The sequence below is a fragment of the Streptomyces sp. NPDC050287 genome, from assembly GCF_044459385.1.
Taxonomy (GTDB): Bacteria; Actinomycetota; Actinomycetes; order Streptomycetales; family Streptomycetaceae; genus Streptomyces.
Window position 1 is genome coordinate 25,195 of record NZ_JBITIY010000009.1, and the last position, 24,730, is coordinate 49,924.

The 24,730-nt window shown below is 72.0% G+C and carries 17 protein-coding genes; 3 read left to right on the forward strand and 14 right to left on the reverse strand.

The window, feature by feature from the left end; genetic code table 11:
* Positions 1–13 precede the first annotated feature (13 nt).
* From ACIBK3_RS29910 to eccB, 8 genes are all read right to left on the reverse strand, one after another.
* A complete protein-coding gene (locus ACIBK3_RS29910) occupies positions 14–1,702 on the reverse strand; it encodes a hypothetical protein (RefSeq protein ID WP_399370529.1) in 1,689 nt (562 codons plus the stop codon).
* Entirely contained in the window at positions 1,699–2,175 is a 477-nt protein-coding gene (locus ACIBK3_RS29915) for a hypothetical protein (protein WP_399370530.1), read from the reverse strand. The genes ACIBK3_RS29910 and ACIBK3_RS29915 overlap by 4 nt, the downstream gene beginning before the upstream one ends.
* Before the next feature lie 293 nt (positions 2,176–2,468).
* Entirely contained in the window at positions 2,469–3,014 is a 546-nt protein-coding gene (locus tag ACIBK3_RS29920) for a hypothetical protein (RefSeq protein ID WP_399370531.1), read from the reverse strand.
* Positions 2,992–4,266, reverse strand: coding sequence for a WXG100 family type VII secretion target (locus tag ACIBK3_RS29925; protein WP_399370532.1), 1,275 nt, complete (start codon positions 4,264–4,266; stop codon positions 2,992–2,994). Before ACIBK3_RS29925 ends, ACIBK3_RS29920 begins: the two co-directional genes overlap by 23 nt.
* Positions 4,266–4,568: a DUF6317 family protein gene (locus ACIBK3_RS29930; RefSeq protein WP_399370533.1), complete on the reverse strand. Its 303-nt coding sequence runs from the start codon at positions 4,566–4,568 to the stop codon at positions 4,266–4,268. Before ACIBK3_RS29930 ends, ACIBK3_RS29925 begins: the two co-directional genes overlap by 1 nt.
* A complete protein-coding gene (locus tag ACIBK3_RS29935) occupies positions 4,568–4,879 on the reverse strand; it encodes an SAV_915 family protein (RefSeq protein ID WP_399370534.1) in 312 nt (103 codons plus the stop codon). Before ACIBK3_RS29935 ends, ACIBK3_RS29930 begins: the two co-directional genes overlap by 1 nt.
* Positions 4,880–5,601: 722 nt before the next feature.
* Positions 5,602–6,885, reverse strand: coding sequence for a type VII secretion-associated serine protease mycosin (gene mycP, locus ACIBK3_RS29940; protein WP_399370535.1), 1,284 nt, complete (start codon positions 6,883–6,885; stop codon positions 5,602–5,604).
* A 12-nt stretch (positions 6,886–6,897) separates the two neighbouring features.
* Positions 6,898–8,424, reverse strand: coding sequence for a type VII secretion protein EccB (eccB, locus tag ACIBK3_RS29945; RefSeq protein ID WP_399370536.1), 1,527 nt, complete (start codon positions 8,422–8,424; stop codon positions 6,898–6,900).
* A gap of 198 nt (positions 8,425–8,622) precedes the next feature.
* On the opposite strand from eccB, the gene eccE reads away from it, so the two are divergent.
* The 3 genes from eccE (at position 8,623) to ACIBK3_RS29960 (ending at position 14,375) form a co-directional block, all read left to right on the forward strand.
* The gene (gene eccE / locus ACIBK3_RS29950) at positions 8,623–9,939 is read left to right on the forward strand and encodes a type VII secretion protein EccE (protein ID WP_399370537.1); all 1,317 of its coding nucleotides are present in this window, start codon (positions 8,623–8,625) and stop codon (positions 9,937–9,939) included.
* 5 nt (positions 9,940–9,944) lie between these two features.
* Positions 9,945–10,721, forward strand: coding sequence for a hypothetical protein (locus ACIBK3_RS29955; protein ID WP_399370538.1), 777 nt, complete (start codon positions 9,945–9,947; stop codon positions 10,719–10,721).
* 390 nt (positions 10,722–11,111) lie between these two features.
* On the forward strand, positions 11,112–14,375 hold the full coding sequence (locus tag ACIBK3_RS29960; RefSeq protein ID WP_399370539.1) for an SCO5717 family growth-regulating ATPase: 3,264 nt from the start codon (positions 11,112–11,114) through the stop codon (positions 14,373–14,375).
* Positions 14,376–14,489: 114 nt separating this feature from the next.
* Here the strand turns inward: ACIBK3_RS29960 and ACIBK3_RS29965 are convergent, their stop codons facing one another.
* The 6 genes from ACIBK3_RS29965 to infB form a co-directional block, all read right to left on the reverse strand.
* On the reverse strand, positions 14,490–15,440 hold the full coding sequence (locus tag ACIBK3_RS29965; protein ID WP_399370540.1) for a bifunctional riboflavin kinase/FAD synthetase: 951 nt from the start codon (positions 15,438–15,440) through the stop codon (positions 14,490–14,492).
* A 193-nt stretch (positions 15,441–15,633) separates the two neighbouring features.
* Positions 15,634–19,254: a trypsin-like peptidase domain-containing protein gene (locus ACIBK3_RS29970; protein ID WP_399370541.1), complete on the reverse strand. Its 3,621-nt coding sequence runs from the start codon at positions 19,252–19,254 to the stop codon at positions 15,634–15,636.
* 336 nt (positions 19,255–19,590) lie between these two features.
* Complete coding sequence (gene truB, locus ACIBK3_RS29975; RefSeq protein ID WP_399370542.1) at positions 19,591–20,496, reverse strand: tRNA pseudouridine(55) synthase TruB; 906 nt, start codon at positions 20,494–20,496, stop codon at positions 19,591–19,593.
* Positions 20,493–20,939, reverse strand: coding sequence for a 30S ribosome-binding factor RbfA (rbfA, locus tag ACIBK3_RS29980; RefSeq protein ID WP_030667099.1), 447 nt, complete (start codon positions 20,937–20,939; stop codon positions 20,493–20,495). Before rbfA ends, truB begins: the two co-directional genes overlap by 4 nt.
* A gap of 90 nt (positions 20,940–21,029) precedes the next feature.
* A complete protein-coding gene (locus tag ACIBK3_RS29985; RefSeq protein ID WP_399370543.1) occupies positions 21,030–21,323 on the reverse strand; it encodes a DUF503 domain-containing protein in 294 nt (97 codons plus the stop codon).
* A gap of 155 nt (positions 21,324–21,478) precedes the next feature.
* Positions 21,479–24,622 carry a translation initiation factor IF-2 gene (infB, locus tag ACIBK3_RS29990; protein WP_399370544.1) on the reverse strand — a complete coding sequence of 1,048 codons (3,144 nt, stop codon included), beginning with the start codon at positions 24,620–24,622 and terminating at the stop codon, positions 21,479–21,481.
* Between the last annotated feature and the right edge of the window lie 108 nt (positions 24,623–24,730).

Consider the following 24,730-nt stretch of genomic DNA (forward strand, 5'->3'; position numbering starts at 1 on the left):
TCCTCGCTCGTCTTCAGTCAGTCGCCGGCGGTGGGTTGCGCCGCTTTGTCTCGGCCTGACGCGCACCTTCGCGGTCGTCGCGATTCTTGTCGCGTCGGTTCCCGGTCCGGCCGTGCGGGGCTCCGGCACGACCACCGGCGGATCCGCCGCTCGACCCTGCGGAATTTCGCCCATTAGGGGTACCGACGACGCCGTCGGGATTGCCCGCGGCAGGCCGGGCCGCTGCTCCTGGGCGGGCGCCAGGAGTGGAATTCGGCGCTCCGATGACACCCCGTTGTCCGATGTTGCCGGCAGGTGCACGGGATCCGGTGTTGCCCTCGGCGCCGACGACCGTGCCTCGGGGCACCCTGGAACCGGTGGATCCCTGGGTGGCAGGGCTGGCCGGCTTTCCACCGATGACGCCATTGCCGCGCGCCGCCCCCGTGGGGCCCACTCCGCCTGTACGGCCGCTCGCTTGTCCCCCGAGAGGGCGAGGCGTACCGCCGGATACGCCTCGGCCCATGGGAGACCTGCCTGTGGCCGAGCCGCCGCCTCCGGCACCCGACTGTCCGGTGGCCGAGGCACGGCCGATCGGGCCCGTGGCACCGCGTCCGCCTGTGCCGCCGTTGATAGCGCCCGCTCGCCCCTGGGCCGAGACGGGAGTCCTGTTGCCGGTCGCTCCGCCGTATCCGGAGTTGCGGCCGGTCTGCCCACCGCGGCCGGGTGGCACCGTACCGGTGGCAAAGGGAGGAACTGGCCCGGTAGCGGGTCCGCCCGGCCCTGTTGGGGACGGCGGTGTCAACGTCACGGGCTTCGCCGTCTCCTGCGGCGGCAGGGTGCCGACGCTGTCGATCGTCGTACCCACGTGAGGCTCGGGCGGTGCGATGGATTCGTCCGGGTGCGTGGGTGGCAGCGGGACTTCATGCGGACGTGACCGCTCTACTGCTGCGTCCACCGAGCCATGGTCGACACCGCCCGAGGCACTCGTGGCCGACCCGGAGTCGTGCGTCCTGCTGGCACGGGGACTCCAACGCTCCACAGCACCGTCCGGCTTGGGCACCCCCACATCCGGCATGGCCTCGAACGTCGGCGGCTCCTGCTTCGCCAGTGTCTCCTCCGACACCGCGTAGAAGGACGCCAGACGGTTCATCTGATTGATCGCTTCTTGGCGGTCCTTCTCGGCCTTGACCGCAGCCGCGTAATCCTTGTTGCCCTCGACCTGCATGGGCGTCGGGATCTCGTCGACCGTCTTGGGGTCAAGCCGGGTGTCGCGAGGCGGCATGGCCTTCTTGACGGACGCGAGGCCCGTTGCGGCGGTCATGATCTGGGTGCCGGCGGTGTCCGCGAACGCCGCGAGGTCGAGAGCGTGCTGAACAAGATTGCCACCCCAGGTGTGGAAGGCGGCAGCGGCTTCGCCCTCCCACTCGACGGTGGTGATGTGGTCCTTGAGTTCCGTAGCAGCCTCGTGGATGGCGGCCTGGGCGTTCCAGAGCGCCCGCCCAGCGCTCTCCAGGTGCTCCGGATTCGCGGACTCGACCAGGTCGATCATGTCGTTCAGGTCATGACCCTCGAAGTCCGTCTTGCTGAGGAAGCGCGTGTTGCCGCCGAGGACGCCTCCGGTCATCTCCGTCAGGAAATTGGCCGCGTCGATGACACCGGCCTGCAGGGTGACCTTTTCCTGTTCCGCCGCGTGCGGATCCTGCTGCTTCTGCTCGCCGCTCACTGGTACTGGCCCCCCTTCTCCGTGGTCACCTGCTTGTCGTCGGAGCGCCGCTCAGAGCGAGACGGAGTGCTCTTCGCCGCTTCCTCTGTGGCCTTCTCCCACCGCGCTTCCCGCCACTGGCGCTCGATGCCGGTCTGGATCTCCCAGAACCGCCGCCGCTGCTCCTCCTCCAGATTGGTGAAGTCGCCCCGCGCACCGTTGACGGCGATCTGAAGCGCCTCTATCTGCAGGCCCAGGTTCTTGGAGAGCGCGGTCAAGCGCTCGTGGACGCGTTCGTACTGCCGGTGCAGCCCCTTCGCCTCGCCGAAGCCTCCCGCGCCGCTGAACGACGCTTCGGAGAGCCGGTGTGCTCCGACCTTCTGCGCGCTGCCCGGCGAGTCCTCGAACTTGGCGAGTGCGGCGTCCACGCGCTTCTTGAAGTCTTCGAGTGACTCGAGACTGGCTTTGAGAGCCCGGCCCTGCGCAGCAGGCACGATGCCTTCCTTCCCCGTTCCCCGTTGTCATGCATACGCGTGCTGTACAGGTTGGATCCTGATCGACACACGCGGTGACCACTGTAGTCATTGTGCAAATCGCGGCCAACTGAACTTTGTGTTGGCCTAGTTACGGAGTTGTCGAGACGCCGTCAGCTGACGTGGACAAAGTCCCTGGAGGCAGCTGAAACTTGGACATGAGGGCGCACTGCTCCGAGACCCGGCAGGTCTGGGCTCGGCTGGGCTCGGGACGCTCCGGCGGGCAGGTGGATGGGTGGGTGTCCAGGATATGACTAGTCGTCAGGTCTGGACGATTGCTCCCGCAGCCACCGTCGGGCCCCCACCTCGCTCGGGTATTCGCGCACGGTGAGCATGCCTGCCGACCAGCCAACGCACCACGCGGCGACTGCCGGCAGGACAGGGGCCGCGATGAGCAGGGGGATAAATCCGGCACGGGCGAGTCCGGGAGCGCGCGAGGTCTGGCCGCGTCGGGACTCCCACATCTGCTTGGGGTTCGGAGGGTCGAGGAGCCTCTTGTGGTGGTCCCGCCGCTGCTTCACCCACCCCCACACGAGAGCTACGACGGACGCGGCGGCCTGCGCCCAGTCCCACACGGTGCGCACAGCCGGCGAGAGGTCGCTGCGGGGGACGCCCAAGTAGAGCCTGAGCGCGATGTAGCAGAAGAAGGCCAGGAGAAGCAGCATGATGACCGCCGTGCGGACCCGACGTGTCCAGTAGCCCGCCCCTCGGTCGTACCAACTCGTGCCGAGTCCGGGCAGTTTCGGGATCTGGACGGGGGCTTCGGAAGCGGGAACGTCAGAAGATGCTCTTGATGCCATGCCAGACGTCATCCTTCAGTCGTACGACGTCGTCCCCGGTCTCGGAGAGGACGTTGCCGGTGCCGTGCAGCACACCGCCCACAACCCCGTGGTCGTGGATGTCTTCGCTCCAGTGTTCGTGGAAGGAATGGTCAAGGACGTCGGTGGCCAGGACCGCCGCACCGACTCCGACCGCCGCGACCGCGACCGCGCCTTCGACGGGCAGCAGGGCCGTGGCCGCCGCTCCGACGGCCACACCGCCCAGGGCAGCGCCGCCGTCCACGACGACGGAGTGCTGCCAGGACCAGCCCTTGTCGTGGTCGTCCTTCGCCTCGACCAGCCCACAGGCGGCGGCAGCCGCCACGTCCAGGACCGGGATTTCCCTGAGGAACTCCGGCAGTTCAGCCAGGCCCTTGCCGAGGCGCAACGCGTCCGCCGCGTCAGCCAGCTTGACGTTCAGCGCCCGGTCGTACGGCAGCGCCGTGCTGCCCCGGTCGGCGCGGGCGATGGCCTCTTCCAGCGAGTCGACCTTGGTGGTCGCATCAGCGTAGGCGCCCTTGGCCGGAAGATCCTTGGGCAGGGCGCGGCCCGCCTTCTGGAACGCCTTGCGCTCCGCGCGGAGTTCCTTCTTGGCCGCCTGCTCCTCGGCCTTGGCTCCGTCGATCAGCTTCCGGGCCTCCTTGCCGCCGGCCCTGGCGTCTTCGGCGTCGTAGGCGTACAAGCCACGCAGCGCGTCGGCGATGGTGACCTTGTCCCCCGTCGACACCGGTGCCGTCACCTGCGCGTAGAGCCCCCGCAGTTGACCCGCGGCCACCAGCCGTGCGTGCTGGGCGGTGTGCAGGATCTCCTCGCGCACCTTGCCGTACTCGCCCATCGCAGAGATCGTCTTCTGGTCCTCCGCGCTGGGCGGATTCGCGGTGGCGATGGCCAGCGGGGTGCCCTTGTCGCCCATCGGTACGCCCTTGCGGGTGGCGACGTGCTCGGCGTTCTGGAGGGCCGTCTCGCAGGCGGAGAGTGCGTCGACGAGGGTGGAGAGGATGTCGCCCGCGCTGTGGACGAGGCTCGCGAAGGCGCCGGCCGCCAGCGCGTCCTCGCTCCAGGTGGCGCGGAAGGTCTCGGCGGCCTCGCCCTTCCAGTCGGCGTCGCCCGCCAGCCCCTCGACGGCACGGCTCAGCGGCTGGACCACCCCGTCCAGCTTCGCCTTGGCGTTCTTGTACGTCTCGGCCATCGTGCGCAGTCCGCCGATGTCGCCGCCGACCCAGCTGTCGGCCATCAGCCGTCACCCACCATCAGGTCCTCGAACAGGCCGTGTACGTCGATGTCGTGCCGTTGGAAGGAGTCGTGGGCGTACGTCACCTTGTCGCCGTGGTCGTCCAGGCGGTCGGCGAAGCCGATGTGCAGGGCGACGATCAGGTCGGCGACCTCCTTGAGGGCGTGGTCAAGGCCGGCGTCGCCGCCGTCGGCCACGGGCGGGGCCACGTCGGCGTGCAACTTGCGGTAGTTGACTGCCTCGTCGTGGAAGGTCTTCGCCATCGAGCTGAGGTCGCTCAGGATCGCCTTGAAGTCGGCCGGCATCAGCGCACCGCCCGGGCGTAGGCGGCCAGGTCGGCCGGTTGCCAGTTCGGCGGTCCCGGCGCGAGGCGCGGGTCGAGGCGGACAATGACACCGTGTTCGCTCACGCCCTCCGCCAACGGGCCGATCGAGGTGGCGACCCACGGCTGGGCCTCGCCGAGCGCGGCCACGAGCCGGTCGAGGGTGGTGAAGGCGAGGGCCACGGTTCCGTCAATGGGGTGGTCGAAGAGTTCGTACTCGATGAACGGGACGCTGGTGAGGGCACCGGACGGGTCCGTGGTGTCGACGTAGCGGGGGTGCGCCGGTACGAACACGGGGGTGTGGTAGGCCGGAACGCCGGGCTTCGGGCCTGGCCGATCCTCCGCGGCGGGCGTCACCTCTGCGTGGTCTCCGCGGTCTGCGTGGTCTCCGCGGTCTGCGTGATCTGCGTGATCTGCGTGATCTGCGTGGTCTATGGGGTCGCCGTAGTCGATGTAATCGAGAAGGCGTGATCTCTGGGGCTTCCCGGCCGATGGAGCGGCTGGGGGCGGATCTGCGGACGGCTCCGCCTCGGCGTAGTCGAGAAGGCGCGAACGGATCGGTATGCCCACCGCCGGTTCCTCTTCCCCGTGGATGATGTGGCGGCACCACCGTAGCCAGCGAGCAATCGGGCAATTCCCGTTATTTCAGGTTGGCGCGATACGAGCATGCGGAACCCATACGTCGGTTTGGCCACGACCAGGCCGGCGCTTGACCGTGGGATGACCGGAGTGCCCGCCGAGTGCGGCCTCTTCCCGACCGACGCTTCTCAACCGCCACTTCTCAACCGGCGCTCCTCAACTGGCAGTCCTCAAGTGGCACTCCTCAACCGGCACTCCTCAACCGCCGCAGCTCAACCGGCGGCTCCCAACCTGTGCTTCGCAACCGGCCGCAATGCCTCGGCCGACGGATCGATGCGGGCGCGCGCGAGGCCCGTACACGGTCCGCCTTGACGCAGGCCATGGCCAGCAGCCCGCGGACAGGCGAAGGCCCAGCACGTTCAGCCCGTCCGGCTTCGTCAGCGCGTCCACGGTGCGCCGTCCGGCCGGCGCCCCCGCTTGCGCCGCGCGTCCCGTATGGCCACCGCCGTCCCGCCCAGGCCGGCCACCAGGACGAGACCGCCGACCACGACGTACGTCGCCAGCCGTGCGTTGCGTTCGGCGGGGGTTTCGCCGAACTGGAAGGTGGCGGGGGCGGGAGCTTCCTGCCGGGCGAGGCCGTCCCGGGGGTCGGGGGACTCCAGCGGCTTGTCGTCCTCCGTCAGGGCGCGTACGGGGTCCACCACGCCCCAGCCGACCAGCCGGTCGTGGCCGGCGATCGTGCGCTCGGCGGTCTGCTCGATCTGGGCGACGACCTCCCGTGCGGTCCAGTTCCGGTGCTTCGCCTTGATCAGCGCGGCGACGCCCGCGACGTACGGCGCCGAGAAACTCGTACCGTTGTCGGAGCAGTGACCGCCCTTGGGAACCGTGGAGATCATGTCGACGCCCGGAGCCGCCACGCCGACGAAATCGCCGGACTGGGAGAAGGCGGCGCGCTCGTTGTTGCGGTCCGAGGCCGCGACCGCGAGGACGCCCTTGAAGGACGCGGGGTAGGTCTTCTTGACGTTGCCGCCGAGGCCGTCGTTGCCCGCGGAGGCCACGACCACGATGCCCTGGGCCAGCGCCGTGTCGATCGCCTGCTCCAGCAGGGGGGTCGGCCTCACCGCGTTCGAGGTGTCCTGGGAGATGTTGATGACGCCGGCCCTGGCCTGGATGGCGTAGAGGATCGCGTTGGCCAGGGTGTCGGTGGTGCCGTGGCCCTCCGCGTCGTTCTGCTGGATCGGGATGATCGTCGCCTCGGGGGCGAGGCCCACGAAACCGGTGCCCGCGGCGGGGCGGGCCGCGATGATGCCGGCGACCTTGGTGCCGTGGCCGACGGTGTCCGTGGTGCCGTTCTCGTTGCCCCGCTCGATGGGGTTGCCCTGGTCGTCCTTGAGGTTCTTGTCCAGGAAGTTGCGGCCGCTCTTCACGTCGACCGCGTCGGCGAGCTGTGGGTTCTTCACGTCCACGCCGGTGTCGATCACCGCGACGCGTACGCCCTTGCCCTTGGACTGGCTCCACAGCTCGTCCAGGAGCACCCGCTGCAGGGACCAAGGGCGGCCGGGGTACTTGCCGTTGGGGAACGCGCACTGGTCCGAGTAGGGGAGGTCGGCCGCCGCCGCGGGCGGTGCGAGGGCGGCCGGGGCCGTCACCGTCACGAGCAGGGTCGCCGCCGCCGTCGTGATACGGCGCAGGCGCAGGCGGGGGAAGGACGTCGATGCCATGTCCGACTCTCCTCAGGAGCCCTGCGGCTGGCGGGCCGCGGTCGTGGACAGGCGGGGACCCGTGGGCAGGAACTCCGACCAGGGGGCGGGGATCGGGGTCGGGTCCACATCGGCGTAGCCCAGGCGGCTCTGGGCCTGCTGAGCCTCCTGCTGGGCCTGTTCGCGTTCCTTGGCCGTGGTGCCGATGCCCGCGTCATCGGTGGCGCTGTCGGCGTTGGACTGCAGGACGTACCGCAGGCCCGTGTCGGTGACCAGGAAGACGGGGCCGACCTTGGTCTCCTTGCCCTGGAACTGGCGGTAGAGCTGGCCGGAGCCGGGCGTGACGTAGGCGCTGGAGGAGCCGGTGGGGAGCTTGGCCGGGAAGTCCGTGCCCGCCCAGGTGCTCAGGGTCGTGGCGCCCGAGTCGCCGTTCACGCCACGCAGGACGTTGCAGACGGTGCTGCGGCTGCCGGCCGCCCCGGAGGTCTCGTTGACGGGCTCGGGATCCTCGCTGGGCCAGCGGTGCTCGGTGCCGAACGGCTTGCCCGGGACGATCGCGCCGGGGCTCAGCTCCTTGGCCCGACCGGCCTGGCCGAGCGGGGCCAGGTCCTCGCTGAACATCAGGAGTTGGGCGACGAACGCGGAGATGGGGGCGACCCGGCCGGGCAGCACCACGTAGTACTGGTCCGAGTTGAGGTCGGAGGCCTTGAGCACCATGCCGACCTTGTCGGTCGCCTCGTCCAGCTGACCGGGGGCGCCGGCCGCGGCGCCGACCTGGCCGGGAATCTGCGGGAAGGAGATCGGGTCGCCCTCGTGCAGGGTCGCCAGCCACTCCCTGGACACCTTCTGGGGCTCGCGGCCGGAGCCGACCACGGCGCGCAGCAGCAGTTCGTCGCTCTTGTCGACGGGGTACGCCCTGCCGGTCGCGTCCACGACATAGCGCTTCCCGTCCGGTCCCTGGACGTAGAGCAGTTGACCGCCGGTCAGCTTCTGTCCCTTGCCCTCGGTCGCGTCCATGTCGCGGGAGGCCAGGACCAGGGCGGCCTTCTGGATGGACTCGCCGCCGGCGCTGGGACGTTCGCACACCGCCCAGCGCTTGGCACTGCCCGCCTCCGACGCCGAGGGGAGACGGTCGGGCGCGTACGGGATGCCGATGGTGACGCCGTGCGGGATCTTGCCGCTGTCCAGCACGGACTCGGCGACGGTCACGACCTCGCCCTGGTTCGCGTTGAGCAGCAGCTTCGCGGACGCCATGTTGAGCACCGGGTGCAACTGGACCTGTCCGTCGGTCTTCAGGACCACGTAACGCGTGGTCGAGTCGCTGGCGATGATCACCTTCGCGTTCGGCGTGTTCCAGCCTTTCGGCGCGGTGGGCTTGAACATGCCGATCGCACCGAACACGGCCAGGATGACCACGCCCACGATGGTGCCGGGAAGGATCGCGCGAAGCGGCCGGGGTGCCCCCTCCTCGGAGCCGTCGGAGGACGACTGCAGGAAGGCCGCGAGCATACGGCGCTTCGCGAAGGTGTAGGCATTGAGCTGGTCCCGCCGAGATGCCATCTGTGCCTGTCTCTCCCCGTGTGTCACCTGGGCCGCTCGGGCGGGCGCGACGCAGTTCCCGCCGCCGATGTCAGACCGGCCCCCTACTATGCCTGGTATCCGGAGGCACTGCCGGAGCGGGTAGGGTACCCGGACCCTCAAGGGGCCTGTGTGGTGCTGGAATACAGCGAGTTGTGAGCAAAACGGGGGGATGGTGTGATGGCTACCGGAACGCGCGCGCGGTCCCGCGGCCCAGCGCGGACGCAGAGCGCCGCAGCGCCTCGACAGCCGTCGCGGCAGCGGCCCGCGGCGGCGGGCACACTCCATCTCAGAGCCCGTTCCGGCCAGGCCGGGACATCCCGGTTGCAACGCGTCGTCCTGCTGGAACTGGCCGCGGCCGCCCTGCTGGTCGGCTGGGTGATCGGCCCCATGGCACTCGTGGTGGCCGCCGTGATCGCCGTCGGCCTGGTGCTGCTGTCCTTCGTTCGCCGCCGCGGCCGCTCCCTGCCCGAATGGCTCGCCACCGCAAGGGCGTTGCGGGCCCGACAGCGGCAGGCCGCGAACACGCCGATACCGGAGGGCACCGAGCCGGGACTCGCGCCGGCCGTGGAGTGCGACCCGAGCCTGCGGACGTACACGTACAGCGGCCGCGACCGGCGCCCGGTCGGCATCATCGGGGACGGCACGTTCGTCACCGCCGTTCTGCAGGTGGAGGCCGACGCCACCGCGCTGCGGGCCGAGCGCAACCAGCACCCCCTGCCGCTGTCCCTGGTGTACGACGCCCTGGAGGTGGACGGGATCCGGCTGGAGTCGGCGCAGGTCGTGCTGCACACCCAGCCCGCACCCGCGCTCCACCTGCCCCAGCAGTCCGTGGCCGTCGCCAACTACGCGCCGCTGCAGGAGCAGACGGGTGCGCCGGCCGTGCGCATCACCTGGATCGCGCTGAAGCTCGACCCGGAGTTGTGCCCGGAGGCCGTGGCGGTGCGCGGCGGTGGTCTCGTCGGCGCCCAGAAGTGTGTCGTACGGGCCGCCGACCAGCTCGCCAGCCGGCTGACCGGTGCCGGATTCCGGGCGACCCTCCTCGACGAGGAGGAGCTGACCACCGCCGTCGCCACCTCGGCCTGCGCCAACCCGCTCGTGACGGCGGAGGCGGGGCGGACGGACACCCGGGAGCGGCGTACCGAGGAGTCCGGCCGGAGCTGGCGCTGCGACAACCGCAGACACACCACCTACTGGATCCGCCGCTGGCCCTCGCTGGGCGGCGAGAGGGCCCCGTCACTGCCCCAGCTCGTGGCTCTGGTCACGGCCGTCCCCGCCCTCGCCACCACCTTCAGCCTCACGCTCACGCGCGGGGAGCGGCAGGAGGTCTCCGTGTGCGGACATCTGCGGGTGACCGGGCGCAGCGACGACGAACTCGTCGCGGCCCGGCGCGCCGTGCAGTCAGCGGCCCGGCACACGGGCACGGGTCTGGCCCGCCTCGACCGCGAACAGGTGCCCGGCATGCTCGCCACCCTGCCCCTCGGAGGTGCCCGGTGACAGCGATGACCACCCGCCCGGGACAGCCGGCCGCCGGCCACGGCGAGAGCGGGCCCTCCGCTCCCGCACGGGCGCGGCAACTGCTGCGCAACGGCTTCGGGCTGATCGGCCCGCGGCACAGCCGGCACTCCGTGTCCGCCGACCAACTGGACGGGCTCGCGCTGCCCATCGGGGACGACGGCGTCGTCATCGGGGTGAACGCGGAGGGCGGTCCCGCAGTGCTGGGGCTCAACCGGCCCACCCCCTATGACGTCGTCCTCATCGGCGGTCTGTGGACCGTCCAGGTCATCGCGCTCAGGGCGGCGGCCACGGGGGCACGGGTCGCCGTGGAGACGGGACGTCCGCAGGCCTGGATGCAGATGGTGCACGCCATGGGCGGCGGCCAGAACGGCCTGGCGGTGTACGACGTCGGGCGGGTCCCCCCGCAGGGCACCTCGGCCGGTACGCCGGTGCTGGTGGTGCGGGACTGCGGCATGCGCCCGCCGCGCGGCCGGGTCACCTCCGGGCCCTGGCAGGCGGTACTGACCCTGCTGCCGTACCTCAGCCCGGTCGCGCCGCGCCTCGTCAGACAGGCCCGGCTCGTCGGCGTCCAGCGCGTCTCGCCGGACGAAGCCGCGGAACTGGGCCGGACGATGGCGCTGCCCCGGGCGGAGATGGACGCTCTGCCAGGGCTCTCCGACGGACTCACGCTGTGGTGCAGCGACCGCGACCGGCAGTATGTGATGACCCATCCGACGGACGCCGAGATCGGATTGTTGGGTATGCCACGAAGGATGGACTGAATCAGCCGCCGCCTGACGGGAAAGGTGCGGCCGGGGACGTCCAGCGTCACCAAGAGGGTACTCAGGGGCGGTTGTTCCGGTTTTCGCCCCACTCTGGCGCCTGCTATCGGCCGGTTTGTTCACCGAAGAGCGGTGTCATGGACGACGCTTTCGGGCCGGATGTGACGCCATGGGCAGGCCGTGAGGAGTGGACGGGCCTGCCGAGGTGGGGTGCGTGGTGATTAGGCTGGTACCGGGCGCGACGCCAGAACCCGTGGACCGGGCGTCCCGGCCCAGGGGGAGAGCCGGTGGATCGGACGACCTCGAACGACTCAGGACGACAAGTAACGGTCGCCCCGGCACGGCATGTCCGGCACGGCATGAGGGTGCTCGACCACACCAGGAGGAACTGTGAGCAGCGATCGGGACGGGATCCGCGGGGGCTGGGACACACCCGGCGATGACCAGACCGACGCGGAGTCCGCCATTGAGATGACGGGCGAGTTCACCATCGACTACGCGCCGCCTGCCTGGTACACGCAGAACTCGGGCAGCGGTGCCTCGGGAGCGCCCGCGGCCGTGCCGCCGCCGGATCCTGCGTTTCCGTCGGCGGCCCCGGCCCCGGCTCCGACCCCGCCGACGGCTCCGGTTCCGCCTCCGGCCGCGCCTCCGCCGCCCGGGCCTGCCGCGAGCGGCGGCTTCGAGCCTCAGCAGGGGCACGGTCAGGGACAGGGACTCGGGCACCCTGAGGGACACGGTCAGGTCCAGGCTCAGGGGCAGCAGTGGGCGCAGGCCGCGCCCGAGGCTCCCGTCGCGCCGCCGGCGCCGCCTGCTCAGCCCGTCTCTCCCCCGCCGCCTGGCCCGTCCTCCTCCACCGCCTCTCCCTTCCCGGCGTTCGGTGAGGAGGAGGAGTCCGGCACCGGCCACCGGGAGAGCGGCGCCACCATGCGGTTCTCCGCCGCCTCGTTGAAGAGGGAGATCGCGGAGCTGGCCGGCACCGCCGCGGCGCAGTCCGCCCCTGACGCGGGGGCAGCACAACAGCCTGCCCATGAAGGCGAGGGCGAGGCCACGGCCGGCGGTCGTCCCGTGGAAGAGGCTTCGGCCGGCGACACGTCGGTGCCGTCCGGCGACGGCGGCCGTGACGGTGACTCCGAGGGAACGGCCGTGGACCCGGCCGGTACCGATGACGGCGAGACCGCCTCCGGCGGCGCCTTGCCCGAAGCCGTGGACAGCGGGGACGACGAAGAGGCTCCGGCTGCCCTGTCCGAGGACGGCGAGTCCACCGAGGGCACCACGGACGGCGAAGCCGAGAACGCCTCCGCACAGGACGGCGACACTGCCGCCGAGTCCGCCCCCGGCGCTGCGCGCGTCGACACGGCTGGGACCGCGCCTTCCGCCGCGGCTGCCGATGCGGCTGCCACTGCGCAGGGCGCCCCGTCCGCCTGGACTCCCCCGCCCGCGCCGCAGGGCGGGGTGCCGCCGCTGCCGCCGTCGTACCAGCCCGCCGCTCCGGCGGCCGCGCCGCAGTGGCCCGTGCAGCCGCAGCCGGCGGACCCCAGGGAACCCGCGCAGGGCCGGCCGTCCGCGCCCGGCCAGCAGCCGCACTTCCAGCCGCAGGCTCCGCAGCCCGCGCCGACCGGCTGGAACCCGCCCGCCCCGCCGACGCCGCCTGGCCAGGACTCCCCTCCGGCCCCGTCCCAGCCCGGCTACGGCTTCCCGCCCCCCGGCGCTCCGTCCCAGCAGCCGCCCGCCGCACCGGGCGGATACGGCTTCCCCCAGCCTCCGGCGCCCAACGCGCAGGGCGGTTACGGCTTCCCGCAACCTCCCGCACCCAACGCCCAGGGCGGTTACGGCTTCCCGCAACCTCCCGCACCCAACGCCCAGGGCGGATACGGCTTCCCCCAGCCCGGCACCCCGGCCACCCCGGCCACTCCGGCGCCGAACGCCCAGCCCGGCGACCCCAATGTTCCCGCCCAGCCGGGTGGTTACGGCTTCCCGCAGCCGCCGGCACAGCAGGGCGGGCCGGGGAACCCGGGTCTGCCGCAGCACCCCGACGGCCAGGCTCCCCACAGTCCGCAGACACCTCAGTCGCCGCAGACCGCGCAGAACCCACCGTTCCCCCAACAGCCCCATCAAGTCCAGCACCCCCAATCGCCCCAGCCTCAGGCCCAGCCGCAGCCGCAGCCCCAGTCGCCCCACCCGCAGGCCGTGGACCCCCGTACCGGTGCCGCCTGGCCGCAGCCCATCCAGCACGACCAGCGGCAGCCCACCCATTCCGGTGCCGCGCCCCTCGGGTACACGGCGGCCGTGGAGCTGTCGTCCGACCGGCTGCTCAACAGCAAGAAGCAGAAGGCGAAGAGCAGCCGTCCGGCGGCCGGCGGAGGCCGGTTCAAGCTGGGCGGGAAGAAGGAAGAGGCCGAGCGGCAGCGGAAGTTGGAACTGATCCGCACGCCGGTGCTGTCCTGCTACCGGATCGCCGTGATCAGCCTCAAGGGCGGTGTCGGCAAGACCACGACGACCACCGCCCTCGGCGCCACCCTCGCCACGGAGCGCCAGGACAAGATCCTCGCGATCGACGCCAACCCGGACGCCGGCACGCTCGGCCGCCGGGTGCGCCGGGAGACCGGGGCCACCATCCGTGACCTCGTCCAGGCGATCCCGTACCTCAACTCGTACATGGACATCCGGCGGTTCACCTCCCAGGCTCCCTCCGGCCTGGAGATCATCGCCAACGACGTGGACCCGGCCGTGTCGACCACGTTCAACGACGAGGACTACCGGCGCGCGATCGAGGTATTGGGCAACCAGTACCCGGTCATCCTCACCGACTCCGGCACCGGTCTGCTCTACAGCGCCATGCGTGGCGTGCTCGACCTCGCCGACCAGCTCATCATCATCTCGACGCCGTCGGTGGACGGTGCGAGCAGCGCCAGTACGACACTGGACTGGCTCTCCGCGCACGGCTACGCCGACCTGGTCTCCCGGTCCCTCACCGTCATCTCCGGTGTCCGCGAGACCGGCAAGATGATCAAGGTCGAGGACATCGTCAGCCATTTCGAGACGCGGTGCCGCGGCGTGATCGTGGTGCCGTTCGACGAGCACCTGGCCGCCGGTGCGGAAGTCGACCTCGACATGATGCGGCCCAAGGTGCGGGAGGCGTACTTCAACCTCGCCGCGATGGTCGCCGAGGACTTGGTACGGCATCAGCAGGCGCACGGCCTGTGGACGAGCGACGGCAATCCGCCCCCGGTGGCCGCCCCGCCCATGCCGGGCCACCCGGTGCAGGGACAGCCCTACCCGGGACAGCCCTACCCGGAGCAGCCCGTTCCCGGGCAGCAGCCGGTGCCAGGGCAGTTCCCCGGCCGGCCTGGCCCCTACCCGCCGCAGCAGCCGCAACCGCAGCCCGGCCAGCCTGGTCAGTCCGGCCAGGGCCCGTACGCCCCCGGCCAGCCCTACCCCCAGCCGGGACAGCCGGGTCAGCACAGCCACCCGGGCCAGCAGGGCCACCCGGGACAGCCGCCCGCGCAACCCGGACCGGGACAGCCGTACCCGCAGGCCGCCCCCCAGCCCTACCCGCAGCAGCCGCAGCCGGACCAGCCCGCTCAGGGGCAGGCGTACGGCTATCCGCAGCAGCCCGGACAGAACCCGCCCCCGCCCCCGGCTCCGCCGCAGTAGCCGCCCGGCACTGCCCGGCCATGAACGAAGGGCGGCCGGTGCCCTTGGCACCGGCCGCCCTTCGACGTTTGGCGAAGGGACCGGGAACTACCCGTCAACCCCCGCGACCGACTACTACCCGGCTGCCCCCGCGACGAGCTCCCGGCACCGCTTCACGTCCTGAGCCATCTGCTCCAGCAGCGCGTCCAACGTGTCGAACTTCGCCTGTCCGCGCACGAAGGCCAGGAATTCGACGGCGACATGCAGGCCGTACAGGTCGAGGCCGACCCGGTCGATGGCGTACGCCTCCACCGTGCGTTCGGTGCCGTCGAACTGCGGGTTCGTGCCGACGGAGATCGCCGCCGGCATCGCCTCGCCCTCCACGTGCAGCCAGCCCGCGTAGACGCCGTCGGCGGGGATCGCGGTGTGCGGGAGGGTCTCGACGTTGGCCGTCGGGAAACCGAGTTCACGCCCGCGCTGGGCGCCGCGGACGACCACGCCCTCCACCCGGTGCGGGCGGCCCAGGATCTCGGCGGCGCCCTCGACGTCCCCCGCGGCGACCAGGCGCCGGGTCAGGGTCGAGGAGAACGGCTCGCCGCCGCCCGCCTCGCCGCGCACGTACAGGTCGACGACCTCCACCTCGAAGTCGTACACCTGGCCCTGCTCGACGAGGAACCCCACGTTGCCCGCGGCCTTGTGGCCGAAGCGGAAGTTGGGGCCCTCGACGACCGCTTTGGCGTGCAGCTTGTCGACGAGGACCTTGACGACGAAGTCGGCCGGCGAGAGCTTCGAGAACTCGGTGGTGAACGGGAGGATCAGGACCGCGTCCACGCCCAGCTGAGCCATCAGCTCGGCGCGGCGGTGGTGCGGGGCCAGCAGCGGCGGGTGGCTGCCTGGGCGGACGACCTCGCTGGGGTGCGGGTCGAAGGTGACGACCACGGACGGAACGCCCAGCTCACGCGCCCGTTCCACGGCATGCCTGATGATCAGCTGGTGTCCGCGGTGGACTCCGTCGTAGGACCCGATGGTGACGACGCTGCGCCCCCAGTCCTGGGGAATGTCCTCCAAGCCACGCCAGCGCTGCACTGTGACCGCTCCTCGTCGCATCCTCGCCGAACCCGAACCGGTGTCCGTCGCTCTGCCTGTTACGCAGGTCTAAGGGTGCCATGCCGGGTGCCCGGGCCCGGCATCGGCATGGGGGCTGTGACCCGGCGCACGTGCCCGGCCTCGCGGGCGGGGCGCACGTGCCCCGTCGGACGAGCGGGGCGCACGTGCCCCGTCAGGCGGGCACGCGGACGCCCGCCAGGTTCTCGATCGTCCGCCGCGCGCTGGGCCCCACCACCGCCGCCCACTCCTCAGGCGTCTCGGTCAGCCACCCGGCCACCCGCGCGGCGAAGCCGGGGATGTGTCGTCCCAGGTCGACGAGGCCGCGGTCGAAGAGGGTCGCGCCCTCGGGGGTGCGGACGAGGAGGAGGCCGGTGCGGTGGACCAGGCCGCGGGCGACCAGGGGGTCGTCGTCACGGGAGGCCGCCGCGTGCAGTACGGCGATCAGGACGGACGGGTCTCGTTCGCGGGCCAGGAGAAGTTCGAGGAGTTCGTGGCGCAACGGGCGGGAGGCGGCAGTGCCGGGGGCGGCGAGTACGGCCGCGAGGGCCGCCCTCGCCTGCTCAGGGCCGTCGTCCAGCACTCCGCTGACCAGCGGTAGGAGGACCGTGCGGGTGGTGGGGCCGTGCTCCAGATGCCGGTCGACGTACGCGGCGACGTGCACGGCGGCTTCCGGACGGCGCTCCACCGCCTCCCGTACCAGGGCGGCGACCCGGCGGGCCAGGGCGGGCGTGGTGACGTCGGCGAGGGTACGCAGCGCCTCCCCGGGCTCCGAGCGGCACAGCCGGGCACGGAAGGCGTCGAGGACCTGTTCGGGGTGGGTCGTGAGGGCGGGGACCAGCGCGCTCGGCGGGAGCTGCGGGTCGCCGGCCACGAAGTGCCCGAGCGCCTGCGGGAGATGACGGGCCCGGGTGTGCGGGTCCCGGGCGAGCAGGGCGAGCGCGCCGCCGTGCAGGGCGCCGTCGTCGGGGCGGGCGAGCAGGGCCAGGGCGGCGTGGCGCAGCAGTGCGCGGTCGGCCTCGGTGCGTACGTGCGGGGCGGCACGCAGCCCGTACGCGACCGCCGCGCTCCGCCGCGCGGGCCGCTCGTCGTGCGCCCACCGGTCGACGGCCCGGCAGACCGTCGGCGGTTCGTCCTCCGCGAGGACGGCGAGCAACTCGTCCGCGCGCGGATGCGCACCGGCCACCAGCGCCTCCGTGAGGTCGTCCGGGGCGCGGTGCCGGTGGGTGTGGAGCAGCGCCTGCGCGGCCTTCGCGACGGTCGCGTCCGGGGTCGCGGGCAACGGCCGCTCGTCCTCGAACCAGCGGATGAGCTGCTGTTGTACGGCGATGGGGTCGGCCGTGAACAGCCGGCCCACGGCGTCCAGGAACCGTGGGCCGGCCTCGTGCGGGGGGCCGTCGGCGAGGACGAGCCGCCGAAGGAGGTCGAGTCGGGTCTCCTGTGGGAGCGGCAGAGCCGTCCAGAAGTCGGGGCCGAGCTCCGCGGGCACCGGTCGTCGCTGCTGCCGCCAGGTCACGATCCGGTCGGTGAGCAGGCACAGGACGGCGGTGTACGGGGTCGCGTCGGGGACGCGTCTCAGGGCGCCGGTGAGGAGGCGGGCGGCCCACCAGGAGTGCGGGTCGGCATCGAGCGCGTACACCAACTCCTCCAGTCTCAGGGCGAGTTGAGGAGTGCCGCGCTGGCGGGCCAGGAGCAGCAGGGCCTGGAGGACAGGGCCGATGCGGTGCTGGGGGACGGGTGTGAGGGGCTCGGCGGGCGCGGTGCCCGGTGGGTGACCGCGGCGGCGGTGGATCAGGGTGCGCAGGGCCTCGTCCAGGTCGAGGTGCATGCCCTGGATCCAGTCGGCGAGTTCCTCGTGGGCGAAGCGGTAGCCGGAACCGGCCGGGACGAGGAGTCCCTCGGCGAGGACCGCGGACGCCCAGCCGGTGCCGCCGCCGAGCCGCGCGGGGGCCGTGCCCCAGGGGAACACCGCCTCGAACGACTCCCGGTCCACTTCTCCATGGCCGGGGCCGAGACTGCGGCGGGCGGCCTCGTGGACCTGGCCGGAGACCTTGGCGGCGAGGCGGCGTACGGCACTGCCGCGCAGGCCGCGTTCGGCGGCGAGGCGGACGGCGATACGGAGACAGATCAGATCGAGGTACGCGGAGAAGACGTCGTTCCTGTCGAACCTTCTGTCGACCTGGTTTCTGTCGACGTCGCCTCTGTCGACGTCGCTTCTGTCGACGTTTCTGCCGACCTCGACGCGGGCGTGGGGGCCGTCGGGGAAGGCGGCGCGGATCTCCGAGAGGAGTCGGAGGGTGAGGGGATGCCGGGCATCAGGGGCGGCGAGAGTGTGCTCCGGGATGCGGTGGCGCGCGCGGGCCTGGCGAGCCTCGTCCTCGTCCAGGTCGCCGAGGTGCACCCGGGGAGGGAACGGCGAAGGTGTCCCGGCCCCGCCGCTCCCGCCGTCCCCAAGGGCCGCCGTCCCCGGAGCCTCGCTCAACGGCTCTCCGGGGACGTGCAGCAGGTCCGCCGGGAAACGGGCCCCCGCTCCCTCCCAGTACTCCTCGCGGCAGGCCACCACCAGCCGGGCCCCGGTTTCCCGCAGCCACGTCGCTGTTCCGTCGGTCCAGTCGGTGAGTCGGTGGGCGAGGACCGGAGGCATCTCCTCCGGTCCGTCCAGGAGGAGCAGGAGGGGTCGGCCCGCAGTGCGGGAGACACGGGCCAGCCGGTCCGGGGTGAGGTCACCGAGGTCGGCCGGCGGCACACCCCGCGAGGCCGCGACGATCCGCGCGGCCCGGTCCACCGCCCGGCGCGCCGCGTCCGCGACCGAGCGGTCACCGTCCTCGAGATCGGCTCCTCGCAGCCACAGCGTGGGCGCCGGTTCCCTTCTGCGCTGCCGCCGCCCGGCCAGCACCGCGAGCTCGGTCGTACGACCGCTCCCCGGATCCCCGACCAGCCCCAGCACAGCAGCCGCCCCCCGCTCGAACACCCCGAACTCGGCAGCGGTGACGCCACGCTCGACGGGCTCCACACCAGCGGCCGCCACCGGCCCGTCCTGCCCCACCGACGTGGCCGTCAGTTCCAGTACGCCGGCCAGGTTGAGGTCGGCGCCATAGGCGGGGACCGTGGCCGCGTTCTCGGTGAGGAGGGTGGCGAGGGAGCCGTCCTGGTCCGGGCGCAGGGGAACGGCGAAGCCGACGTCTCGGTGGCCGTTGTGCAGTGCCGTGCCGAGGACGCCGATCACCGCGCCGGTCGCGGCGTCGAGGACCGGTCCCCCGGCGGCCCCGCCGCCCAGCCGCAGCGCGTCCCGTCCCGCCGTCCCGATCGCCAACTCCAGCGCGTCGTCCAGGAGATGGAAGCCTGTCGTGGCGGTGTACGTCACGCCGGTCGAGCCCAGGACCCGTGCCTCACGCCAGCATCCGGCCGGGATCCTGACATACGTGCCGGTCTCGACGCGGTCCCGCACGGTCACGGGGAGCGGGTCCACACCGAGACCCTCCGTGCGTACGAGGGCCAGGTCCAGCCCGGGCAGCGGGGTCACCGCATCCGCGGTCACGACGCAGCCGCGGCCCCCGGCTGCGTACAGGATGAGCCGCGGCAGGCCGTCGACGGTCTCGTGGCTGGTGATGAGCGTGCCGTGGTGGTCGGCCAGGAAACCGGTGCCCCGGGGGCGGCCGGCGAGGTCATGGATGCGGACGAGGGCTTCCTCACGCCCGGGGCTCTGTCCCGGCCGAGGCGGCCACGCGGTGCCGCCTCCCCGCGCCGCCCCCGCGCCCTCATCGGCGTCCCCGGTCCGCCGGCCCTGTCCCGCCATGGTCGAACCTCCCCGCCGTCCGCATGCATGTGCGCGTCTCCCGTCCGCACGCACGTGCGCGTCTCCCGTCCGCACGCACGTGCGCGTCTCCCTTACGCACGCACGTGCCTGTTCTCGACGGTAGGCGGGGGATGATCAGCGGGAAAGATCGCGCGGCGAACGCGCCCCCTTCCGCTCCCCCGGTTCACTCCGAGCGCCTGCCCGGACGGGTGAATGGACGGGGGACGTTGGATACACCCTAGGGGTGGGGGAACCGAGGGGGGACCGTGGAGCGGCGGCAGTGACGACCCCGTGACGCCGCTCCACGGGCGGATGCCTGACGAGCTCGTGCCGGCCTCAGCCGAACACTGCCAGGCTCTTCGCCTTGCCCTTCTGCTCCTCGACGAGGGCCAGGAAAGCCCCGTCGGGGTCGAAGACCGCCACGGCGCCCTTGCCGGTGTACTCCTCGGGCATGTCGAGCCGTACGCCGTTCAGCAGCAGCCGGGCGCGCCTGGCGTCCACGTCCCAGCGGGGGAACGCGGCCGCGGCCGCCTCGGCGATCGGCATCACCGTCAGGTCCTGCTGGAGCTGGTCCAGCGTCCTCGCGGAGTCCAGCTTGTAGGGGCCGACCCGGGTGCGCCGCAGCGCCGTGAGGTGGCCGCCGACGCCCAGGCCGGCGCCGAGGTCGCGGGCCAGGGCGCGGATGTAGGTGCCGGACGAGCAGGTCACCGACACCACCAGGTCGAGCACCGGGGTGCCGTCCTCGGCGACGGCGTCCCGGATGTCGTACACCGCGAAGGAGGAGACGGTGACCGGGCGGGCGGGGATCTCGAACTCCTCGCCCTCCCGTGCCCGCTTGTAGGAGCGCACGCCGTCGATCTTGATGGCGCTCACCTTGGACGGCACCTGCATGATCTCGCCGGACAGCTCTGCGACTCCCGCGTCGATGGCGTCGCGGGTGACCTTCGAGGCGTCCGCCGACCCCGTGATCTCGCCCTCGGCGTCGTCGGTCAGGGTCGTCTGGCCCAGGCGGATCGTGCCCAGGTACTCCTTCTCGGTCAGCGCGAGGTGCCCGAGCAGCTTGGTCGCCTTCTCGACGCCGAGGACGAGCACGCCCGTCGCCATGGGGTCGAGGGTTCCGGCGTGGCCGACGCGGCGGGTCCGGGCGATTCCGCGCATCTTGGCGACCACGTCGTGCGAAGTGAAGCCCGACGGCTTGTCGACGATGACAAGGCCGTCGGGCGTCCGGTTCTTCTGGGTCATTCGGCGGCGTCGTCCTCGTCCTCGCCCGGCTTCCTGTACGGGTCCGCGTCGCCGGCGTAGGTGGCGCCGGCCGAGACCTCGCGCACCTTCTCGTCGGACTGGCGTGCCTTGTCGAGGAGGTCGTCGATGGTCTTGGCGGTGTCGGGCAGCGCGTCGGCCACGAAGGTCAGCGTCGGCGTGAACTTCACGCCCGCCGCCGCGCCGACCGCGCTGCGGAGCACGCCCTTGGCGCTCTCCAGTCCGGCGGCCGCGGCCGCCCGCTCCTCGTCGTCCCCGTACACCGTGTAGAAGACGGTCGCCTCCCGCAGGTCACCCGTGACCCGGGTGTCCGTGATGGTGACGTTCGAGCCGAGCCGCGGGTCCTTGATCCCGCGCAGCAGCTTCTGGGCCACCACCTCTCGGATGAGGTCCGCCAGCCTCTTAGCCCGCGCGTTGTCGGCCACTGGTCGTCTCCCGTTCTTCCTGTTCCACGTTCAGAAAATCTCGTCGCCGAGATCTACGAAATCTCATCGCCGACATCTGGTCGCCGATCTCTAGTCGTCGTCGCCGTGGAACCGCCGTCTGACGGACAGCAGTTCCACCTCGGGGCGGCCGGCGACCAGCCGCTCGCACCGGTCCAGTACGTCGGTGATGTGCCCCGCGTCGCCGGACACCATGGCCAGGCCGATGACCGTCCTGCGATGGAGGTCCATGTGATCCACCTCGGCCGCGCTCACCGCGTACTTGCGCTGGAGCTCGGCGACGATGGGGCGGACGACGGAGCGCTTCTCCTTCAGCGACCGTACGTCGCCGAGGAGGAGGTCGAAGGACAGCGTCCCCACATACATGTGCGCAACCGGTTCACCCGCCGGTACGGGATCGATGGCCCCGCCATCCACGTGGCAGGGACATCAGAACCGTACAACGAACGGCCGGGGCCGATCGACGGAAATTACTCTCCGTCGACCGGCCCCGGACCGGACCGTCCCGGAAGCCCGAGCGCTTACGCGCGCGGCTTCTCGCGCATCTCGTACGTCGCGATGACGTCGTCGACCTTGATGTCGTTGAAGTTTCCGAGGTTGATACCGCCCTCGAAGCCTTCGCGGATCTCGGTGACGTCGTCCTTGAAGCGACGCAGACCCTCGATGTTGAGGTTCTCCGCGATGACCTTGCCGTCGCGGATGAGGCGCGCCTTGGTGTTGCGTCGGACCTCGCCGGAGCGGATGAGCACACCCGCGATGTTGCCCAGCTTGGACGAGCGGAAGACCTCGCGGATCTCCGCCGTACCGAGCTCGACCTCTTCGTACTCCGGCTTGAGCATGCCCTTGAGGGCCGCCTCGATCTCCTCGATCGCCTGGTAGATGACCGAGTAGTACCGGACGTCCACGCCTTCGCGCTCGGCCATCTGCTGTGCCCGCCCGGCGGCGCGCACGTTGAAGCCGATCACGATGGCGTCGGAGCCCATCGCCAGGTCGATGTCGGACTCCGTGACCGCACCGACGCCGCGGTGCAGGACGCGGATGTCGACCTCTTCGCCGACGTCCAGCTGGAGCAGGGAGGACTCGAGCGCCTCGACGGAACCAGAAGCGTCACCCTTGATGATCAGGTTCAGCTGCTGGATCTCGCCGGCCTTGAGCACCTTGTCCAGGTCCTCCAGCGACACGCGGCGCGTGCGCTTGGCGAACGCGGCGTTGCGCTCGCGGGCGGCGCGCTTCTCGGCGATCTGACGGGCCGTACGGTCCTCGTCGACCACCAGGAAGTTGTCGCCGGCGCCCGGGACGTTGGTGAGACCCAACACCTGGACCGGAGTCGACGGACCCGCCTCGGCGACGTTGTTGCCGTTGTCGTCGAGCATGGCGCGCACACGGCCGTAGGCGTCGCCCACCACCATCGTGTCGCCGACCCGCAGCGTGCCTCGCTGGACGAGGACCGTCGACACGGCACCACGGCCGCGGTCGAGACGGGACTCGATCGAGATGCCCTGCGCGTCCTGCTTCGGGTTGGCCCGCAGGTCGAGCGAGGCGTCGGCCGTGAGGATCACGGCCTCCAGCAGCGAGTCGATGTGCAGACCCTGCTTGGCGGAGATGTCGACGAACATGGTGTCGCCGCCGTACTCCTCGGCCACGAGGCCGTACTCGGTCAGCTGACCGCGCACCTTGGTCGGGTCCGCGCCCTCGACGTCGATCTTGTTGACCGCGACGACGATCGGCACGTCGGCCGCCTTCGCGTGGTTGAGCGCCTCGACCGTCTGCGGCATGACGCCGTCGTTGGCCGCGACGACCAGGATCGCGATGTCGGTCGACCGCGCACCACGGGCACGCATGGCGGTGAACGCCTCGTGACCCGGGGTGTCGATGAAGGTGATCTTGCGCTCTTCTTCGTTGACCTCGGTCGCGACCTGGTAGGCACCGATGTGCTGGGTGATGCCGCCGGCCTCGCCCGCGATGACGTTCGTCTTGCGGATGGCGTCGAGCAGCCGGGTCTTTCCGTGGTCGACGTGACCCATGACGGTGACGACCGGCGGGCGGACCACCAGGTCCTCCTCGTCGCCCTCGTCCTCGCCGAACTCGATGTCGAAGGACTCGAGAAGCTCGCGGTCCTCCTCCTCCGGGCTGACGATCTGAATCGTGTAGTTCATCTCGTCGGCGAGGAGCTGCAGCGTCTCGTCGGAGACGGACTGCGTGGCCGTGACCATCTCGCCGAGGTTCATCATGACCGCGACGAGCGACGCCGGGTTGGCGTTGATCTTCTCCGCGAAGTCGGTGAGGGAGGCACCGCGCGACAGGCGAATGGACTCGCCGTTGCCGCGAGGCAGCATCACGCCGCCGACCGACGGGGCCTGCATGGCCTCGTACTCCTGGCGCCTCTGCCGCTTCGACTTACGACCGCGACGCGCGGGACCGCCGGGACGGCCGAAGGCGCCCTGCGTGCCACCACGGCCACCCGGACCACCGGGACGACCGCCGAAGCCGGGACGACCGCCGCCACCGCCACCGGGACCACCCGGACGACCGGCGAAACCGCCGCCACCGCCACCGGGACCGCCGGGACGACCGGCGAAGCCGCCGCCGCCACCGGGACCGGCCGGACGACCGGCGAAGCCGCCGCCACCGGGACGACCGCCGCCGCCACCGCCCGGACGACCGCCGCCGCCGGGACCGCGACCGCCGGGACCGCCGCCACCGGGGCGGGGGCCGGCAGCCGGACGCTGCGGCATCATGCCGGGGTTGGGACGGGGGCCGCCGGGGCCGCCGCCGGGACGCGGACCGCCGCCCTGCGGGCGGGGCATACCGCCCGGGGTGGGACGCGCGCCGCCCGGAGACTGCGGACGGGGACCGCCCGAAGCGCCCTGGGGACGAGGACCGCCGCCCTGGCCCTGCGGACGCGGAGCGCCGCCGGGAGCACCGGGGCCACCAGGACCGCCGGGCCGCGGGGCACCGCCCGGACGGGGCGTCTGCGGACGCGCCATGCCGGTGGAGCCACCAGAGGTGAAGGGGTTGTTGCCCGGACGCGGACCGGCCGGACGGGCACCGGGACGCGGCGCCTGGCCACCCTGGCGCGGAGCGCCGGGACGGTCACCACGGTCACCGCGGCCCTGGCCGCCCTGACCGGGACCACCCGGACGGGCACCCGGACGCGGCGCCTGGCCTGCCGGACGCGGAGCGCCCGGACGGGGGCCGGAGCCGGTGCCGGTACCAGCGCCGGAGCCGGAGGAGGCGGCCGGTGCGGCGGGAGCCGCCGGCGGTGCCGTGAACTCGGGCGTGGTCGGAGCCGGGGACGCCGGGGCGGGCCGCGGCGCGGGCTTCGGGCCCGGGGTGGGACGGGGGCCGGGAGCAGCCGGCGCGGCGGGAGCCGCGGGCGTCTCGGCGGCGGCCGGCTTGGGGGCCGGCGGGCGCGGGGCGGCCGGACGGGCGGCCTGCGCGGGAGAGGGGGCACCCGGCCTGGCCGGGGCAGCCTTGCGTGCGGGGGCGGACTTGCCGCCTCCGTTGCCCTGCTGGAGGGCGTCAGTCAGTTTGCGTACAACGGGCGCCTCGATCGTCGAGGACGCCGAACGGACGAATTCACCGAGTTCCTGGAGCTTGGCCATGACGACCTTGCTCTCCACCCCGAACTCCTTGGCGAGTTCGTATACCCGGACCTTAGCCACTTCGCTCCTTTTAGGTCCGGGTTGCGTCCGGACCGTCGCTACTTCATGGGCGTACTCATCGCGTGCTCATCGAGTGCTCATCGCAATCTCGACCTACTTCCAACTCGC